The organism is Hydrogenophaga flava NBRC 102514 (genome assembly GCF_001571145.1).
Lineage (GTDB): Bacteria > Pseudomonadota > Gammaproteobacteria > Burkholderiales > Burkholderiaceae_C > Hydrogenophaga > Hydrogenophaga flava.
On sequence record NZ_BCTF01000002.1, the window covers coordinates 22,029 to 39,898 of the forward strand.

A 17,870-nucleotide genomic window follows, 5' to 3' on the forward strand; every position below is an offset into this window, starting at 1 on the left:
GGGGTCAGTACGTGGGAACCCCGGGATCGCGTTGCTGGGACCAGGCGTCGATGCCGCCGTGGATATTGACGACGGCGGTGAAGCCGTTCTGGATCAGGAAGTGCGCCACCTGGGCACTGCGCGCACCGTGGTGGCACAGGCAGGCGATGGGGCGGTCGCGTTCGAGTTCGAGGTAGCGGGCGGGCACACTGCGCATCGGCATGGCCACCAGCTCGAATCCGTCGGGCCGCACCGAGGCGGTCTGCAGTTCCCACGGCTCGCGCACGTCCAGCACCACCGGCAGCGCGCCGGGTTTCTGTGCGCTGGCGTGCCGCAGCCAGTCGTCGAGTTGGGCGGGGTGGATGGCTTGCATGGTGTCGCGGCTCAGAAAGAGAAGCGCGAGGGCTCGGCAAAGTTCCGCAGGCGCGGGGCGATCGTGTCCCAGGGCTGCTGGGTGCTGAAGCCGGCATCGGCCACGCGGGTGACGATGGTGGCGCGCATCACCGGCTCGTGGCCGACGATGGTGATCAGACGGCCGCCCTTGGCCAGCAGGGCCAGCAGCGCGGCCGGCACCTCGGCGACCGAGCCGGCCACCAGGATGGCGTCCCAGGGGCCTTCGGCCGCACAGGCGGCAAAGCCGTTGGCGGCGGCGTCGGCCACGCGCACCTCGGCGTTGGTGATGCCGGCCTGCTGCAGGTTCTTGCGCGCGGCGCTGGCGATGGCGTCGTCGATCTCCAGCGAGACCACGCGCTGGGCCAGGCTGGCCAGCAGGGCGGTGGTGTAGCCGCTGCCAGTGCCGATCTCCAGCACCTTGTCTGTCGGCTTGATGGCCAGGTCCTGCACCATGCGGGCCTGCAGGCGCGGGGCGAGCATGACCTGATCGGCGCTTTCGCCCAGGGGCAGCTCCATGTCGACATAGGCCAGCGCCTTCTGGGCCGCGGGAACGAACTGGTCGCGCTTGACGCGGTCGAGCAGCTCCAGCACGGTCGGGTCCAGCACCTCCCAGGGGCGGACTTGCTGTTCGATCATGTTGAAGCGGGCGCGGTCGAGGCTCAGGGGCGTCGAAGAGGTCATTTTGATACTCCGGTGGGTATGTTAGCCGATCTGTCCCGATTTTACCGAGCGGGGGTCATCGGGCCGCTGACGCCGCGGGAGCGAAGCCCAGCCGGCGGCGCACCCAGTTCGCCAGATCGTCCATGTAGCAGTAGACCACCGGCACCACGACCAGGGTCAGGATGGAGGAGGTGATGACGCCGCCGATCACGGCCTGGCCCATGGGGGCGCGCTGCTCCGAGCCTTCGGTCAGCGCAAAGGCCAGCGGCACCATGCCGACCACCATGGCCAGGGTGGTCATCAGGATCGGGCGCAGCCGCACTTTCGCCGCCAGCAGCAGGGCGTTCTCGCGGTCCAGCGGGGGCTGGCCCTCGAAGCCCTCGCGCGCCCGGATCGCGAAGTCCACCAGCAGGATGGCGTTCTTGGTCACCAGGCCCATCAGCAGCACGATGCCGATGACCGAGAACATGCTCATGGTCGAGCCGAACATCAGCAGTGCCAGCACCACGCCGATCAGGGTCAGCGGCAGCGAGGTCATCAGCGCCAGCGGCTGCAGGAAGCTCTGGAACTGGCTGGCCAGGATCATGTAGATGAAGATGATCGCCAGCGCCAGCGCCGAAACCGCGTAGGCGAAGGACTCCTGCATGTTCTTGGTCGAGCCGCCGAACTCGTAGCGGTAGCCGGGCGGGAAGCTCATCTGATCGAGCACCTGGCGGATCTCGCCCGAGACCTCGCCGGCCGAGCGGCCGTAGACGTTGGCGCTGATGGCCACCTCGCGGTTGAGGTTGCGGCGGTTGATCTGGTTCGGGCCGGTGGCGTCGACCACCTCGGCGATCTGGCCCAGGCGCACCACGCGCGCGCTGCCGTCGGCGTTGTTGCCGACCACGAAGGGCAGTTGCTCCAGGTCGTCGGCGCGGGCGCGCTGCTCGGGTGCCAGCCGCACATTTACGTCGTAGCTCTCGCCATCGGCGGCGCGCCAGTTGCCCACGGTCTGGCCGGCCACGAAGGTGCGCAGGCTGCTGGCCACGGCGGCGCTGTTCAGGCCCGCGTCGGAGGCGATCTCGCGCCGCATCACGATGTCCACCGTGGGCTTGTTGGGTTTGACGCTGGCGTCCAGGTCGACCAGGCCAACGATGGGCCGCACGCGCTCCATCACCTGCTGCGTCAGCCGCTCCAGCTCGGCCAGGTCGTCGCCCTGCAGCGAGAACTCGATCTGCTTGTTGCCGCCCACCGGGTCGAGCAGGCCGGCGTGGGTCACGGTGACGCCGGGCACGGTGCGCAGCCGGTCGCGCAGCTTGGCGGCCATGGCGTCTGCGTTGAGCGTGCGCGCCTGGCGGTCGACCAGGCGCACGTAGACGCTGGCGTACATGGTGCCCTGCGCATTGCCGGTGTTGATGGTGGAGAGCGTGTACTTCACCTCGGGGAACTCGCGCAGGATGGCCTCCACCTGCTTCGTCTTGGCCTCGGTGGCCTGCAGCGAAGAACCGACCGGCGTGTGGAAGGACAGCGAGGTTTCGGAGAAGTCGGCCTTGGGCACGAACTCGGTGCCCAGCAGCGGCAGCATGAACACGCTGCCGATGAACACCGCCAGCGCCAGCGCCATCGTCGAGAGCTTGTGCGCCAGCGACCAGCGCAGCGCGCCCTGGTAGCTATCGGCCAGCCGGTCCTGCACATGATCGAACCAGCCGGTGATGCGGCCGATGGTCTTGTCGTACAGCGTCACCGGCGCAAGGTGCCGCCCATGCTTTTCGATCTCCGGGTCGTGCCAGATGCTGGAGAGCATCGGGTCGAGCGTGAAGCTCACGAACATCGAGATCAGCACAGCCGCGACCATGGTGATGCCGAACTCGTGGAAGAACTTGCCGATGATGCCGCCCATGAAGCCGATGGGCAGGAACACCGCCACGATGGACAGCGTGGTGGCCAGCACCGCCAACCCGATCTCCGAGGTGCCGTCCATGGCGGCGTCGAAGGGGCGCTTGCCCATCTGCACGTGGCGCACGATGTTCTCGCGCACCACGATGGCGTCGTCGATCAGCAGGCCCACCGACAGGGTCAGCGCCATCAGCGTGATCATGTTGATGGTGAAGCCAAACAGGTTCATGAAGAAGAAGGTGCCGATCACCGAGATCGGCAGCGTCAGGCCGGTGATCACCGTCGAGCGCCACGAGTTCAGAAACAGGAACACGATCAGCACGGTGAGCAGCGCGCCTTCGATCAGCGTGCGGCGCACGTTCTCCACCGACACCCGGATGGGCCGCGAGCCGTCGGCAATCGGCTCCAGCTTCACGCCCGGCGGCAGCTCGGCCTTGATCGATTCGACGGCCTTCTTCAGGCCATCGGTCACCGCAATGGTGTTCTCGTCCTGCGATTTCTGCACCTGCAGCAGCAGGGTGCGCTGGCCGTTGTAGAGCGCCAGGCTCTCGACCTCCTGCGTGCCGTCGCTCACCCGCGCGACCTGCGACAGGTGCACCGGGCTGCCGCCGCGCCGCGCCACGATGATCTGGCCGAAGTCCTGCGGGTTCTTCAGGCGCGAGAGCACCTGCACCACGCGGTCGCGCTCGGTGGTCTTGAGCATGCCGACCGGCAGGTCCTGGTTCTCGTTGCGCACCGCCGCCGTGACCTGGTCGGCGGTGACACCCAGCGCCTCCATCGCGGCCGGGTCGAGGTGGATGTTGACCGCGCGCCGGGTGCCGCCCACCAGGGTGACCGAACCCACGCCGCGCACGTTCTCCAGCCGCTTCTTGAGTGTCTGCTCGGCCCAGGTGGTGAGTTCCACCGCGCTGGGCGCCTTGCCGTTCGATGCGTCCGGCAACACGGCCACCGACCAGATCGCCCGGCTGGCCGGGTCGAAGCGCAGCACGCGCGGCTCCTTCACGTCGGTGCGGAAGCTCGGCTTGAGGATGGCGATCTTCTCGCGCACGTCGTCGGCTGCCTTGCGGCCGTCGATGTGCAGCTGGAACTCGATGATGACGACCGACTGGCCTTCGTAGCTGCGCGAGGTCAGGGCGTTGACGCCGGCGATGGCGTTGACCGACTCCTCCACCTTCTTGGTGACCTCGGATTCGACGATCTCGGGCGAGGCGCCGGGGTACTCGGTGGTGACCACGACCACCGGGAAGTCGATGTTGGGGAACTGGTCGACCTTCAGGCGCTGGAAGGCGAACAGCCCCAGCACCAGCAGGGCCAGCATGACCATGGTCGCGAAGACCGGGTTGCGCAGCGAAACGCGGGTGAACCACATGGCGCGGCGCTCAGTTGGCGGCGGCCTTGGCCGGGACCGCGGCGGCGGGCGCTGCGAGCTTCACCTCGGTGCCCTCGCGGATCAGGCCGGCCTGCACACGCAGCAGCTGCGTGCCCGCGGGCGCGGCGGCCACACCGTCGACCACCAGCATCGCCTCACCGGCGCGCTGGCCCTGGCGGCCGAGGGTGACCGGCACGTGGGCGATCTTGCCGTTCTGGATCACCTGGATGTAGGGCTGGGGCTTGTCGTTGCGCACCGACGAGAGCGGCACGGCCAGCGCCTTGAGCTGGCCGGTGACGATCTCGCCCTGCGCGAACAGACCCTGGCGCATGCCGGCCGCTGCGGGCAGGCGCAGGTACACCAGCACGCTGCGGCTGCCGGCCTGCACGCTGGGGTTGATGCGCGCCACCGTGGCGTCCACCGCCTGGTCCAGACCTTCTACCTTGAGTTGCGCCTTCTGGCCCACCGCCACTCGGGCGGCGTCGGCCGGGGCCAGCGCGGCCTCCAGCTCGAAGCCGCTGAGGTCCACGACTTCCAGGATGCGGGCGTCCACACCCACGCGCTCGCCGTTCTGCACCAGCCGGGCCGAGACCTGCCCCGAGAGCGGTGCGCGCAGCGTGGTGTCGCCCAGCGCCTTGCGCGCGATGTCCAGCGCCGCGACGGCGGCCTGGTGGTTGGCCTCGGCGGCGGCCAGGTTGTTGGTCGAGGTTTCGAGCGCGGTGGCCGAGATGAAGCCCTGCTGCACCAGCGACTGGTTGTTGTCCTGTGCGCGCCTGGCGATCGCCACCTGGGCCAGCGCCGATTTCGCCTGCTGCTCGGCCTGGCGCACACGGGCCTGGGCCTCGGTGCTGTCGATGCGGGCGACCACTTCGCCTTCTTTCACCGCATCGCCTTCGCGCTTGCCAATGCCCTGCACCTCGCCGGCCACGCGGGCCTTGATGGCGGCAGTCTGCAGTGCCCGCAGCGAGCCCGAGACGCCGACCGATTGCTCCAGCTCCAGTGCCTCGACCGTGGCTACGTCCTGCGGTGGCACCTCGTACACCGGCGCCTTCTGCGCGGCGACAGCGGCCGCGGCGGCGGCCTCGTTCTGCGCCTTGCGCTTGCCCAGCGCACGCACCACGCCCAGCGCGATGGCGATCAAAAGCAGGGCCAGCAGCAGCCATTTGATCCAGCCGGAACGGGAAGCGGGTGCGTTCATGGGGGTTTTGGAAAAAGTCGGGTGTTCAGGGGCGCACGCGCATGCCGTCCAGCAGCAGGCCAACCTGCGTGTCGAGGAAGGCCTGCGGGTCCAGCCGGTCGCTGGGCGGGCAGCAGGGCGCCATGGAGTGTTTCCACATCAGCAGGAAGATCATGGGTGCGATCAGGCTGTAGACCGCGCTGTCCAGGTCCATCGGCCGGAAGTCGCCACGGTCGATGCCGCGCTGCAGCACCCGCTTGAGCAGTTCCTTGCCGGGGTCGATCACCTCGTGCTGGTAGAAGCTGGCTATTTCGGGGAAGGTGCCGGCCTCGCTCATCACCAGCTTGGTGATGCCCGAGGCGGCCGTCATGCCGATGCGTTCCCACCAGGCGTTCATGGTGTATTGCAGCAGTTCGGCGCTGCTGCCTTGGAAGGCGGCCAGCTCGTCGTTCCACTCGCCGAAGCGGCCGGCGATGTTCTCGCGCACCACCGCCTTGAACAGGTCTTCCTTGCTCGGGAAGTAGAGGAAGAGGGTGCCTTTGGAGACGCCCGCGTGCGCGGCGACCTCCTCGACGCGGGTGGCGGCGAAGCCTTTTTCAACGAACAGGGCGAGGGCGGCGTCCAGCAGTTCGCCCGGGCGGGCTTCCTTGCGGCGTTCGCGTTTGGTGGGGGAGAGCGCGGAATTCATCTTCTAATGACTGACTGGTCAGTAGTTTAGTTCCGCACCCCTGCAGCGTCAATCTGCGCCAGCAGCGTGTGCAGGTGGGCGGCCACATCGGCCGGCCAGCCGGCCGCCAGCGCGTCCACCCGTGCCAGATCGCCCGCGAACAGCGCGCGGCTGACCTCTTCGTACCGCGGCAGGTCGCCGCAGACGATGGACATGAAGCGGTAGGCCGCCTCGGTGGCGCGCCGCTGCGCTTCGGCCGAGCCACCTTCGCGCATGGCCGACTGCACCAGCTTGCGCAGCGCGACCGAGGCGCCGCCGGGCTGGCGCGAGAGCCAGTCCCAGTGGCGCGGCATCAGGGTCACCTCGCGGGCGGTCACGCCCAGCTTGGGCCGGCCGGGGCCGCGCGGTGCGTCGCCGCCCGGGGCCTCGTCCGCATCGTCGGAGGCCGGGGCGGCCGGCAGCAGCGCGAGCAGTTGGGCGGCGGGCGTGCGCCAGTCCAGCTCGACGCGTTCGCTGGTGGTGGCATCCAGCACCAGCGGCATTGCCTCGGGCTGTGCCGCCAGGCGCTGCTGCACGGCGGCGATCACGCCGGCCGGCTCTCCGAGAGCCAACAGGCGGTGGTGTTCAAAAGCGATCCAGTGCGGGGTGAGCGATGGCATGTGTGCGGTGTCCGAATATTACCCGGGTAAAAGTATAGCTCATTTTTACCCGGGTAATAAAACGGACCGCCGCCGTCAGGGGGCCACCGCGTGCAGGGCCAGCGCCCGCTCCACGATGCTGGCGGCGTCGACCGCGAAAAAGCGCCGCAATGCCGCGCGCGTGTCGCTGCGGCCGAAACCGTCGGTGCCCAGGGTGGCGCAGGCGCGTCCGGCGGGCAGGTAGGCGCGCACGCTGTCGGGCACGGCGCGCACGTAGTCGGAGGCGGCCACGATGGGCCCGCGGGTCTGGCTCAGCAGGCGCGCGATGTAGGGCTCGGCGGTGCCCGCGGCGGCGCCTTCGCGCGCCAGCTCGCTCCAGCTGGTGACGCTGACCACGTCCACGCCCAGACCCTGCGCGGCCAGTTGCTGCGCGGCCTGCCGCACCTCGCCCAGGATGGCGCCCGAGCCCATCAGCGTGACGCCGGGGCCGCTGGCCGGGCCCAGGCGCTCGAACAGGTAGGCCCCGGCGATCACGCCGTCCGCCGCGCCCTCGGGCAGGTCGGGCTGGGCGTAGTTCTCGTTCATCAGCGTGACGTAATAGAAGACGTCCTGCTGCCGCTCCAGCATCTCGCGCATGCCGTGATCGAGGATGACGGCTAGCTCACCCGCGTAGGCTGGGTCGTAGGCCCTGCAGTTGGGGATGGTCGCGGCCACTAGGTGGCTGCTGCCGTCCTGGTGCTGCAGGCCTTCGCCGCCCAGCGTGGTGCGGCCCGAGGTGGCGCCCAGCAGGAAGCCGCGGGCACGCTGGTCGGCGGCGGCCCAGATGGCGTCGCCCACGCGCTGGAAGCCGAACATCGAGTAATAGATATAGAAGGGCAGCATGGCCAGGCCGTGCACGCTGTAGCTGGTGGCTGCCGCCGTCCAGCTGGCGATGGCGCCGGCCTCGCTGATGCCTTCTTCCAGGATCTGCCCGTCCTTGGCCTCGCGGTAGCTCAGCACCGAGCCGATGTCTTCCGGCGCGTAGCGCTGGCCCACGCTGCTGTAGATGCCGACCTGCTTGAACAGGTTGGCCATGCCGAAGGTGCGCGCCTCGTCGGCCGCGATGGGCACCAGGCGTTGGCGGAACCCGATGTTCTGCGGGCCGGGCGTGTCGTCCTTGAGCAGGTTGCCCAGCATGCGCACGAAGGCCATGGTGGTGCTCATCTCCTTGCCGCCGGCGGCCAGGGCGAACTGGCCGTAGCCCGCCAGTGGTGGCACGGCCACCGGCTCGCAGGTGGTGTCGCGGCGCGGCAGGTGGCCGCCCAGGGCGGCGCGGCGCGCGTGCAGGTACTGCATCTCGGGGCTGTCGGCCGCGGGTTTGTAGAAGCTTAGGCTTGTGGCCTGGTCATCCGTCAGCGGCAGGTTGAAGCGGTTGCGGAACTCGATGAGGTCGGCGTCGTCCAGTTTTTTCTGGCTGTGCGTCGTCATCTTGCCCTGCCCCGCTTGTCCCATGCCATAGCCCTTTTTGGTGTGGGCCAGGATCACCGTCGGTTGCCCCTTGTGGGCGGCAGCGGCGGCGTAGGCGGCGTGAATCTTGACGAGATCGTGTCCGCCCCGTTTGAGGCGGTCGATCTGCTCATCGGTCATGCCCTGGGCCAATGCGGCCAGCTCGGGGTTCTGGCCGAAGAAATGTTCTCGGTTGAAGCGGCCGTTCTTGGCCGCAAAGGTCTGCATCTGGCCGTCCACCGTGCCCTGGAGCGCGCGCACCAGGGCGCCGCTGCGGTCACGGGCGAACAGGCCGTCCCAGTCGCTGCCCCAGACCAGCTTGATCACGTTCCAGCCGGCGCCGGCGAACAGGCGTTCGAGCTCGTCGATGATGCGGCCGTTACCGCGCACCGGGCCGTCCAGCCGCTGCAGGTTGCAGTTGACCACCCAGACCAGGTTGTCGAGCCGCTCGCGCGCGGCCAGGGTGAGCGCGCTCATGCTCTCGGGCTCGTCCATCTCGCCGTCGCCGAACACGCCCCAGACCTTGCGGCCGGCGCAGTCGAGCAGATTCCGGTCGCTCAGGTAATGCATGAAGCGCGCGTGGTAGATCGAGCTGATCGGCCCCAGGCCCATGGAGCCGGTGGGGAACTGCCAGAAATCGGGCATCAGCCAGGGGTGCGGGTAGCTGGAGAGGCCGCGCGCGCCGTGTTCGGGCGCCACGATTTCCTGCCGGTAGTGCGCCAAGTCGGCCTCGCTCAGCCGCCCTTCGAGGAACGCGCGGGCGTAGACGCCGGGCGCGCTGTGCGGCTGGAAGAACACGAGGTCGCCGCCATGGCCGTGGCTCCGCGCGTGGAAGAAGTGGTTGAAGCCGGCCTCGAACAGGTCGGCCGCGCTGGCGTAGCTGGCGATGTGGCCGCCCAGCTCACCGTAGGCCTTGTTGGCGCGCACCACCATGGCCAGGGCGTTCCAGCGCATCAGCGAGGCCAGCCGCTCCTCGATGGCCAGGTCGCCCGGGAACGGCGGCTGGTCGTCGACCGCGATGGTGTTGACGTACGGTGTGTTGCGCTCGGGTTGCCAGCCCACATGGTGTTCGTGCGCCAGGCGGGCCAGCTCGTCCAGCACGGCACGGGCGCGCGCCGGCCCCTGGGTGTCGATGAGCGAGCGCAGGGCGTCGCGCCACTCCTGCGTCTCGGCGGGGTCGAGGTCGGCGCTGTCCGGGTGCGGGTGGTCGGGGCTGCTGTTCAAGAGAGATTCTCCGGGTGAATGCAGCACTGTAGGCAAGGCATGCACGCATTTGTTGCCGGACTTGCTGAACAATCAGCCCCTGATCAGCACGATGCACCGCAAATTCAATGAAAAGCAGCACAAAGCACCTCGACGCCACGGACCGCCGGATTCTGGAAGAGCTTCAGCGGGACGCCAGCCTGTCCAACGTCGAACTCGCGCGCCGCGTGCACCTCTCGCCATCGCCCTGCCTGGCGCGGGTGCGGGCGATGGAGGCCAGCGGGCTGATCCGCCAGTACGTGGCCCTGCTGGACGCCGGCCAGCTGGGGCTGCACCTGAACGTGTTCGTCTCCATCAGCCTCAAGCAACAGAGCCGCAAGGCGCTGCAGGCCTTCGAGGAACGCATCACGCTGCGCGAGGAGGTGATGGAGTGCTACCTGATGTCCGGCGACGCCGACTACCTGCTGCGCGTGGCCGTGCCCGACATGCCGGCGCTGGAGCGCTTCATCCTCGAACAGCTCTCGCCCATTGCCCAGGTCGAGAAGATCCGCTCGTCGTTCGCTCTCAAACAGGTGCGCTACAAGACGGCGCTGCCGCTGGCGCCGACCTGAACGCCCGGGTGGCGCCGCACCGCCCTCAGCCCAGCCGGATGCCCACCCGCGTGATGCGCCCGCCCTCCAGCGCGCGCACGCTCAGCTCTGCCGCGCCCAGCATGGCGCTGTCGCCTTCGACGGCGGGGCGGCGCAGTTCCTCGCGCATCCAGGTCGCCACGTCGGTCGGCGCGTCGGGCGGCACCGGCAGGCCGTAGAACGAACACAGCGAGTCCATCGGCGTTGCGCCGTCGATCACGAAGTCGCCGAACACCAGGCGGTTGGCCTGCAGGTCGTCCGGCGCAGGCAGCGCCAGGCCCAGGCGCCGCGCGCTCCAGGCGATGGTCGAGCCCTGCAGCAGCAGCGAGGTGAGCACCACGACGAAGGCCACGTTGAAGAAGGTCTGCGCGCCGGGCACGCCGGCCATCAGCGGGAACATGGCCAGCACGATGGGCACCGCGCCGCGCAGCCCCACCCAGGAAATGAACGCGATCTCGCGCGGCGGAAAACGCAGCGGCACCAGGCACAGCGCCACCGCCAGCGGCCGCGCCACCAGCATCAGCACCAGCGACACCCCCAGCCCGGGCAGCAGGGTGGGCAGCAGCTGCGACGGCGTCGCCAGCAGGCCCAGCAGCAGGAACATGCCCGCCTGCGACAGCCAGGCGTAGCTGTCCATGGCGGAGAGCGTGGACCGCACCAGCCGCCGCGCGCGGTTGCCCACAATCACGCCCATGGCGTACACCGCCAGAAACCCCGAGCCGCCCAGCCAGGTGGTGGCCGCGAACACCGTCAGCCCGCCCGAGACCAGCAGCAGCGCGCGGATGCCGCCGCCCCCGTCCTCGCCGCGGCCCAGCCGCTTGAGCAGCTCGGCCATGGCGAAGCCGGCGCCCAGCCCCAGCGCCGCGCCCCAGCCGAACTGCAGGGCCAGCGAGCGCAGCACCTCCAGTGCCGACAGACCGGCGCCGGCCCCTGCGGTGGTGGCCGCCAGCGCCACGCCGATGAGCGCCAGCGTGAGGTACACCGCCATCGGGTCGTTCATGCCCGATTCGATCTCCAGCGTCGCCGCCACGCGTTCGTTCAGCCGCACGCCCGAGGACTTGAGCAGCGCGAACACCGCTGCGGCGTCGGTGGAGCCCACGATGGCGCCCACCAGCAGCGCCATCGGCCAGGACAGGTCCAGCAGCCAGCGTGCCGCCGCGCCGGTGATGCCTGCACTGAGCACCACGCCCAGCGTGGCCAGCAGCAGGGAGGGCTTCAGGCCGGTGCGGAAGGTGTCGAAATCGGTGCGCAGTCCGCCATCGAGCAGGATCACCGCCAGCGCGATGTTGCCGACCCAGAAGCTCAGGCGGAAGTCGTTGAACACCAGTCCGCCCGGCCCGTCCTCGCCGGCCAGGATGCCCGCCAGCAGGAACACCAGCAGGAAAGAAAACCCCGCCCGCGCCGAGACCACGCCTGCCAGCACGCTGACAAACACCAGCGCGGCGGCGACGAGCAGGGGCAGGGCGAGAAAGTCCAGCGAGAGGGCCATGCCCGCAAGCTAACAGAATGTGTGCCAGCGCGGGGCGGGGGGCTGCCAGTCGGGGTGTGAGGGCCACATGGCGTCGGGTCGCCGCCAAGCGCCAAGCGCCATGCCCGTGCACTAGGCCGGCAGATCCTCGTGCAGGCAGAGGCAGTTGCCCTCGGTGTCCATGAACCAGGCGGCCTTCTCGGCGCCGAGCACGCAGACGTGGTTCACCGTTTTCAGGCCCGGAAAGTCGTAGTCCTCGAACACCACGCCCGAGCGTTTCAGCTGCTCGATGCTGGCGGCGATGTCGCTGACCTGGAAGCTGATGGCGGTGTGGTCGCCTTGGTGCCATCGGGTTTGGGGAACAGGGCCAGCGTGCTGCCGCCGACCGAGTAGACGAACTTGCCGTCGGGTTTGAACCCGCCCGGTGCCAGGCCGAGGCAACCTTCGTAGAACGCCCGTGCGCGGTCGATGTCTTTCACGGGCAGCATGGTGGTGACAGAAGCAGTGGACAACATACACAGTCCTTTCGCTCGAACCGGCCACGTTCGCGCCGCCTGGCGCCCGCCAGGCCACCGGGCCGGCGCACCAGCATAGGCTTGCTGGTGTGCGGGCGCCAGTGGCTCTCATTGGGTGGTGTGGGCATGGCTCGAACTACCATGCCCACCCATGACCATGGACGCCCTTGAACTCCTCATCGACCTGCACCAGCCCAACCCCCGCCAGGGCCCGGGCGGAGACGCGCAGACCGAGTTGGCGCTGCACCTGACCGGGCTCGATCCGGCAGCGCCGCTGACCGTGGCCGACATCGGCTGTGGCACGGGTGCGGCCACGCTCGCGCTGGCCCGGCTGCTGCCGCGGGCGCAGATCACGGCGGTGGACTTCCTGGCGCCGTTCCTGGCGAAGCTGCAGCAGCGGGGTGAAGCAGCGGGCGTCGCCGACCGCGTGGTGCCGCTGCAGGCGTCCATGAGCGAACTGCCGTTCGCCGACGCGCAGTTCGACCTGCTCTGGTCCGAAGGCGCGATCTACAACATGGGTTTCGAGAAGGGCGTGAAAAGCTGGCGGCGTTTTCTGAAGCCCGGCGGCGTGCTTGTCGCCTCCGAACTCACCTGGACCACGTCCACCCGTCCGCCCGAGCTGCAGGCCTTCTGGGACACTGCTTACCCCGAGGTCGCCACCGCCGCAGACAAGATGGCCGTGCTGGAACGGCACGGCTACTCGCCTCTGGGCTACTTCGTGCTGCCCGAGACCTGCTGGCGCGACGCCTACTACCGCCCGCTGCAGGCCGCGTTCGCCGACTTCCTGAAACGCCACGGCCACAGCGAGGCGGCGACGGCGGTGGTGGCGGAACACGAGCAGGAGATCGCGCTGTACGACACCCACGCGGCGCACTACAGCTACGGGGTGTATGTGGCCCAGCGGGTGGACTGAATGGGCTCCTCGGAACGTGCCTCGGTGTGGAGCCGGGCCTATCGGCCCGCCGACCGCGCGGCGTGCATCGCCGTGTTCGCCAGCAACGTGCCGCACTTCTTTCACGAAGGCGAGGCTCAAGACTTTGCTGCCTTTCTCGATGGTGAGGCAGACCGCTACCTCGTGGTGCTGGACGGCGCCGACATCGTGGGCTGTGGTGGCTTCGCGCTGGACGAAGACGGGCGAGAGGTCAGTCTGTGCTGGGGCATGCTCCGGCGCGATCGCCATGGGCAGGGCATCGGCGCACAGCTGCTGCGGGCGCGGCTGCAGGCCATTGCGGCCACCCCGGCCGTCAGCGTCCGACTCGTGACCAGCCAGCACACGGCTGGCTTCTACCGGCGCTTCGGGTTTGAGGTTCGGTCTGTGCAGACAGACGGGCTCGCGCCGAGGCTGGATGCGGTGGAGATGCGGCTTGATCTGGCAACGCACCCATGAAACGCAACAACAACTCTGCACCGCCGCTAACGGAACCCGCCAGATGACCAATACAACCCTCCAACTCCAGCGCTTGCAGTCGCTCACCGGCGAACAGCGTGAGCGCGTGCTGACCCTGCACATCTCGCCCGAGCAGATCGAGTTCGCCGGCACCACCGCGCAGGCCGTTTCGGTGTGTGAAGGCGCTTCGCCCGACGAGGTGGCGGGTCTCGCCATTCTCGAATCGGAGACACCCATCGGCTTTGTGCTTCTGAGCCGGGGAGCACGGTTGCCGGACTGGGCACCTGCAGGTTCTGCTGCGCTCCGTGCCATGCGCATCGATAGCCGCGAGCAGGGGAAAGGCCATGGGCGGTCTGCGCTGGTGCAGGTGGCCGCGTGGGTGTCGGAACACTGGGTGTCCTGCAGCACGCTCGCACTGTGTGTGGACGACCAGAACCTCGCTGCCCGGCGCGCCTACGAAGCGGCGGGGTTCACTGAGTACTCGGAACCGAGGGCGGGGCGCATTGGGCTGGTGCGGTACCTGGCAAAGCCCTTGGCAGCATCCCTATGAGTCGTCGTCCGGTGATACAAAAAAGGGCTGCCACTGGCAGCCCTTCTTGTTGGCAAGCGCGAACCCGATCAGTTCGCAAACGCCGCAATCCCCGTGATCGCCCGACCCAGGATCAGCGCGTGCACGTCGTGCGTGCCTTCGTAGGTGTTCACCACCTCCAGGTTCACCAGGTGGCGCGCCACGCCGTATTCGTCGCTGATGCCGTTGCCGCCCATCATGTCGCGGCTCATGCGGGCGATGTCCAGCGCCTTGCCGCAGCTGTTGCGCTTGAGGATGCTGGTGATCTCGACGGCGGCCGTGCCTTCGTCCTTCATGCGGCCCAGGCGCAGGCAGCCCTGCAGGCCCAGGCTGATCTCGGTCAGCATGTCGGCCAGCTTTTTCTGGATCAGCTGGTTGGCGGCCAGCGGGCGGCCGAACTGCTGGCGGTCCAGCACGTACTGGCGGGCGCGGAAGTAGCAGTCTTTGGCGGCGCCCAGCGCGCCCCAGGCGATGCCGTAGCGCGCGCTGTTCAGGCAGGTGAACGGACCCTTGAGGCCACGAACGTCGGGGAAGGCGTTTTCTTCCGGCACGAATACCTCGTCCATGACGATTTCGCCGGTGATGGAGGCGCGCAGGCCGACCTTGCCGTGCACGGCCGGGGCAGAGAGGCCCTTCCAGCCCTTCTCAAGAATGAAGCCGCGGATCTGGCCGCCGTCGTCCTTGGCCCAGACCACGAACACGTCGGCGATCGGGCTGTTGGTGATCCACATCTTGGCGCCGGACAGGCTGTAGCCGCCGTCGACCTTTCGGGCGCGGGTGATCATGCTGCCGGGGTCGCTGCCGTGGTTGGGTTCGGTCAGGCCGAAGCAGCCGATCCATTCACCCGTGGCCAGCTTGGGCAGGTACTTCTGCTTCTGCGCTTCGCTGCCGAACTCGTTGATCGGCACCATCACCAGCGAGCTCTGCACGCTCATCATGGAACGGTAGCCGGAATCCACGCGCTCCACTTCGCGCGCCACCAGGCCGTAGCAGACATAGTTCAGGCCGGCGCCACCGTACTGCTCGGGGATGGTCGGGCCCAGCAGGCCCAGCTCGCCCATCTCGCGGAAGATGGCCGCGTCGGTGGTCTCGTTGCGGAAGGCCAGCTGCACGCGCGGCAGCAGCTTTTCCTGGCAGTAGGCGCGCGCGGCGTCCTGCACCTGGCGCTCGTCGTCGGTCAGCTGGGCGCTGAGGTGGAACGGGTCTTCCCAGCTGAAGGTGTTCTTGTTGGATGCCATGGTGCGGGTCTCCGGTGAAGGGGTGGAATGCGTTGGGTCGGACGAGATTGTCGGGCGACCATGAATAGCTGTCTAATATTGATTGCCGATTGATCAATACACAAAGCAGATTCATGGAATTCCGCCACCTGCGCTGTTTCACCGTGCTCGCCGAGGAGTTGCACTTTGGCCGCGCGGCCCAGCGCCTGGCCATGACGCAGCCGCCGCTGTCCATGGCCATCCAGCAGCTCGAAGCCGACGTGGGCGCGCGCCTGTTCGAGCGCAACAGCCGCGGCGTGGCGCTCACGGCCGCGGGCCTGGCCTTTCTGCCGCGCGCGCAGGCGCTGCTGGAGCAGGCGGCGCTGGCGGCGCGCGAGGCGCGCGACGTGGGTCAGGGGCTGGCGGGGCAGCTGCAGATCGGCTTTGCCGGCACCGTGCTCTACCGCGGCCTGCCGCAGGTGCTGCGCGAGTTCGCCGCCGCGCACCCCAAGCTGCGGCTGGCGCTGCGCGAACTCAGCAGCAGCGAACAGCTGGTGGAGCTGGTGCACGACCGGCTGGACCTGGGCTTCGTGCACACCACGCGGGTGCCGGCGGGCTTCTCGCAGATCCTGGTGTCCAGCCAGCCTTTCATGGCCTGCCTGCCGGCCGGCCACCCGCTGGCGAAGAAACGCAAGCTGCCTTTGCGGGCTTTGAAAGAAGAGTCCTTCGCCATCGTCATGCGCGCGGTTTCGCCCGACTACCACGACCGCATCCTCGCTGCATGCGCCGACGCGGGGTTCGAGCCCGCGCTGGGTTTCGAGCTGCGGCACTGGCTGAGCGTGGTGTCGGTGATCGCGCAGGGCCTGGGCGTGGGGCTGGTGCCTGCGGCGCTGCAGCAGGCCGGGCTGCCGGGCGTGGTGTTCCTGCCGCTGGAGCAGCCGCTGGCGCCCTACGACACCCACTGCCTCTGGCGCACCGGGCGCGACCAGTCGGCGCTGGGGGTGTTTCTGGCTGCGGTGCGCGAGGTGTCGGGCGGTTGACGGGGTGGTGTGGCCGGCCTCCGAACACGGTGGTCAGGCGGCGGCCTGCTCGGGTTGCCAGCGCAGGTCGGCGATGTCGCGCGACGGCGGGGCACCGAACATCCGCCGGTACTCGCGGCTGAACTGCGACGGGCTTTCGTAGCCCACGCGGAAGGCTGCGGTGGAAGCGTCCAGGCGGTCGGACAGCATCAGCCGCCGTGCTTCGGTCAGGCGCAGCTGCTTCTGGTACTGCAGCGGGCTCATGGCAGTGAGCGATTTGAAGTGGTGGTGGAAGGTGGTCAGGCTCATGCCCACCTCGCGCGCCAGGGTCTCCACCCGCAGCGGTTCGGCAAAGCGGGTGTTCAGGCTGGCGATGGCGCGGGCCACCTGGTGGCTCTGCGTGTCTACGGTCGCGATCTGCCGCAGCCGGGCACCCGCCTCGCCGGCCAGCAGCCGGTAGTGGATCTCGCGCCGGATCAGCGGCGCCAGCGCTGGGATGTCCTCGGGCTGGTCCAGCAGCGCCAGCAGGCGGTCGAAGGCTTCGAGCAGCGGCGCGGTGAGGGCGCCGGTGGTCATCGCGCGGGTGTCGGCCTCGGGTTTGCGGGCCATGGCCGGTGGCATCTCCAGCATCAGCGAGGCGATGTCGCGCCAGTCCAGCTTCAGGGCCACGGCCAGGTAGGGGCGTTCGGGGCTGGCCTGCAGCAGCGCGGTCTTGACCGGCAGGTCCATCGAGGCGATCAGGTAGTGGTTTTCGCCATAGCTCATGCTCTCCGAGCCGAGCACCACGCGCTTGCTGCCTTGCACGATGACGGCCACGCACGGCTCATACATGCTGCAGCTGTTCACGGCCGGCTGGTCGTGCCGCATCAGCATCACGCCCGGCAGCTCGGTCAGTTGCCGGACGCCGCTGTCGCCCGCCCGCGCCAGGATGCGCCGGGTCAGCGAGGAACGGGGTGCGCGCATTGCATCGAAGATGGAAGGATCGGGCATGGTGGTGCAGGGGTGGGGCGTTGGCGCGGATGGTATCGGGGCTTGCCTGTTCGTGCCGGGTGACCGCAGGAATGGGCAAACATGGCGCAGTTTCTGGCTAGCGCGCCGCCGGACTCCGGTTTCACACTGCGCTCCTCGCTGGGCCTCGCCCACCACCTTTCAGGAGAAACCATGACCCCATTGCTTGTCAACGGTCGCGCCCAGTCGCTGGACGTCGATCCCTCCACCCCCGTGCTCTGGGCTTTGCGCGATTCGCTGGGCCTGACCGGCACCAAGTTCGGCTGCGGCGCGGCGCTGTGCGGTGCCTGCACCGTGCACGTCGATGGCCAGGCCGTGCGCTCCTGCGTCACGCCCGTTGGCAGTGTGGAAGGCAAGCGCATCACCACCATCGAAGCCGTCACCGGCGGCGGGGACCGTGTGGGCAAGGCCGTGCGCGACGCCTGGGTGAAGCACGACGTGGCCCAGTGCGGCTACTGCCAGAGCGGCCAGATCATGAGCGCCACCGCGTTCCTGAAATCGCTGCCCAAGGGCGCGCAGCCCAGCGCCACCGACATCGACAGCGCCATGGCCGGCAACATCTGCCGCTGTGGCGCCTACGCCCGCATCCGCGCCGCCGTGGCCGACGCCGCGCGCACCCTGGCCTGAAGGAGAC

16 protein-coding genes and 1 pseudogene are annotated in these 17,870 nt (G+C 68.9%); 6 read left to right on the forward strand and 11 right to left on the reverse strand.

Features of this window, described 5'->3' with window-relative positions; translation table 11 throughout:
• Nucleotides 1–4 precede the first annotated feature (4 nt).
• From HFL01S_RS01855 to mdeB, 7 genes are all read right to left on the reverse strand, one after another.
• Complete coding sequence (locus tag HFL01S_RS01855; protein WP_066253891.1) at nt 5–352, reverse strand: rhodanese-like domain-containing protein; 348 nt, start codon at nt 350–352, stop codon at nt 5–7.
• A gap of 11 nt (nt 353–363) precedes the next feature.
• Nucleotides 364–1,053 (reverse strand): protein-L-isoaspartate O-methyltransferase family protein, encoded by a 690-nt coding sequence (locus HFL01S_RS01860; protein ID WP_066253895.1) that lies wholly within the window; start codon nt 1,051–1,053, stop codon nt 364–366.
• Between the two features lie 55 nt (nt 1,054–1,108).
• Nucleotides 1,109–4,276, reverse strand: a complete 3,168-nt coding sequence (locus HFL01S_RS01865) for an efflux RND transporter permease subunit (RefSeq protein WP_066253897.1) — start codon at nt 4,274–4,276, stop codon at nt 1,109–1,111.
• A gap of 10 nt (nt 4,277–4,286) precedes the next feature.
• A complete protein-coding gene (locus HFL01S_RS01870) occupies nt 4,287–5,474 on the reverse strand; it encodes an efflux RND transporter periplasmic adaptor subunit (protein ID WP_066253901.1) in 1,188 nt (395 codons plus the stop codon).
• Nucleotides 5,475–5,499: 25 nt separating this feature from the next.
• The gene (locus HFL01S_RS01875; protein WP_066253903.1) at nt 5,500–6,141 is read right to left on the reverse strand and encodes a TetR/AcrR family transcriptional regulator; all 642 of its coding nucleotides are present in this window, start codon (nt 6,139–6,141) and stop codon (nt 5,500–5,502) included.
• A gap of 26 nt (nt 6,142–6,167) precedes the next feature.
• Nucleotides 6,168–6,779, reverse strand: a complete 612-nt coding sequence (locus HFL01S_RS01880; RefSeq protein WP_066253906.1) for a DUF2239 family protein — start codon at nt 6,777–6,779, stop codon at nt 6,168–6,170.
• Between the two features lie 75 nt (nt 6,780–6,854).
• Nucleotides 6,855–9,467 carry an alpha-ketoglutarate dehydrogenase gene (mdeB, locus tag HFL01S_RS01885; RefSeq protein WP_066253909.1) on the reverse strand — a complete coding sequence of 871 codons (2,613 nt, stop codon included), beginning with the start codon at nt 9,465–9,467 and terminating at the stop codon, nt 6,855–6,857.
• Between the two features lie 107 nt (nt 9,468–9,574).
• Here mdeB and HFL01S_RS01890 point away from each other — a divergent pair, with 107 nt between their 5' ends.
• On the forward strand, nt 9,575–10,057 hold the full coding sequence (locus HFL01S_RS01890; RefSeq protein WP_066253911.1) for an Lrp/AsnC family transcriptional regulator: 483 nt from the start codon (nt 9,575–9,577) through the stop codon (nt 10,055–10,057).
• 25 nt (nt 10,058–10,082) lie between these two features.
• On the opposite strand, the gene HFL01S_RS01895 is transcribed toward HFL01S_RS01890, so the two are convergent.
• Complete coding sequence (locus tag HFL01S_RS01895; protein WP_066253914.1) at nt 10,083–11,564, reverse strand: potassium/proton antiporter; 1,482 nt, start codon at nt 11,562–11,564, stop codon at nt 10,083–10,085.
• A gap of 111 nt (nt 11,565–11,675) precedes the next feature.
• Nucleotides 11,676–12,058, reverse strand: a pseudogene (locus tag HFL01S_RS25960) (VOC family protein).
• 151 nt (nt 12,059–12,209) lie between these two features.
• Between HFL01S_RS25960 and HFL01S_RS01905 the strand changes: the two are divergent.
• From HFL01S_RS01905 to HFL01S_RS01915, 3 genes are read left to right on the forward strand one after another with little or no spacing between them, the layout of a single operon-like run.
• Nucleotides 12,210–12,971 (forward strand): class I SAM-dependent methyltransferase, encoded by a 762-nt coding sequence (locus HFL01S_RS01905; RefSeq protein ID WP_218008587.1) that lies wholly within the window; start codon nt 12,210–12,212, stop codon nt 12,969–12,971.
• Entirely contained in the window at nt 12,972–13,445 is a 474-nt protein-coding gene (locus HFL01S_RS01910) for a GNAT family N-acetyltransferase (RefSeq protein ID WP_066253917.1), read from the forward strand. It abuts the gene before it with no gap.
• Nucleotides 13,423–13,995 (forward strand): GNAT family N-acetyltransferase, encoded by a 573-nt coding sequence (locus tag HFL01S_RS01915; protein ID WP_169802298.1) that lies wholly within the window; start codon nt 13,423–13,425, stop codon nt 13,993–13,995. Before HFL01S_RS01910 ends, HFL01S_RS01915 begins: the two co-directional genes overlap by 23 nt.
• A gap of 68 nt (nt 13,996–14,063) precedes the next feature.
• Here HFL01S_RS01915 and HFL01S_RS01920 read toward each other — a convergent pair whose 3' ends face one another.
• A complete protein-coding gene (locus HFL01S_RS01920; RefSeq protein WP_066253925.1) occupies nt 14,064–15,251 on the reverse strand; it encodes an acyl-CoA dehydrogenase in 1,188 nt (395 codons plus the stop codon).
• Between the two features lie 113 nt (nt 15,252–15,364).
• Between HFL01S_RS01920 and HFL01S_RS01925 the strand changes: the two genes are divergently transcribed.
• Nucleotides 15,365–16,249 (forward strand): LysR family transcriptional regulator, encoded by an 885-nt coding sequence (locus HFL01S_RS01925; RefSeq protein WP_066253929.1) that lies wholly within the window; start codon nt 15,365–15,367, stop codon nt 16,247–16,249.
• 33 nt (nt 16,250–16,282) lie between these two features.
• Here the strand turns inward: HFL01S_RS01925 and HFL01S_RS01930 are convergent, their stop codons facing one another.
• On the reverse strand, nt 16,283–17,218 hold the full coding sequence (locus HFL01S_RS01930; protein WP_157538736.1) for an AraC family transcriptional regulator: 936 nt from the start codon (nt 17,216–17,218) through the stop codon (nt 16,283–16,285).
• 171 nt (nt 17,219–17,389) lie between these two features.
• Between HFL01S_RS01930 and HFL01S_RS01935 the strand changes: the two genes are divergently transcribed.
• Entirely contained in the window at nt 17,390–17,863 is a 474-nt protein-coding gene (locus HFL01S_RS01935; protein ID WP_066254615.1) for a (2Fe-2S)-binding protein, read from the forward strand.
• The last annotated feature ends 7 nt before the right edge of the window (nt 17,864–17,870 follow it).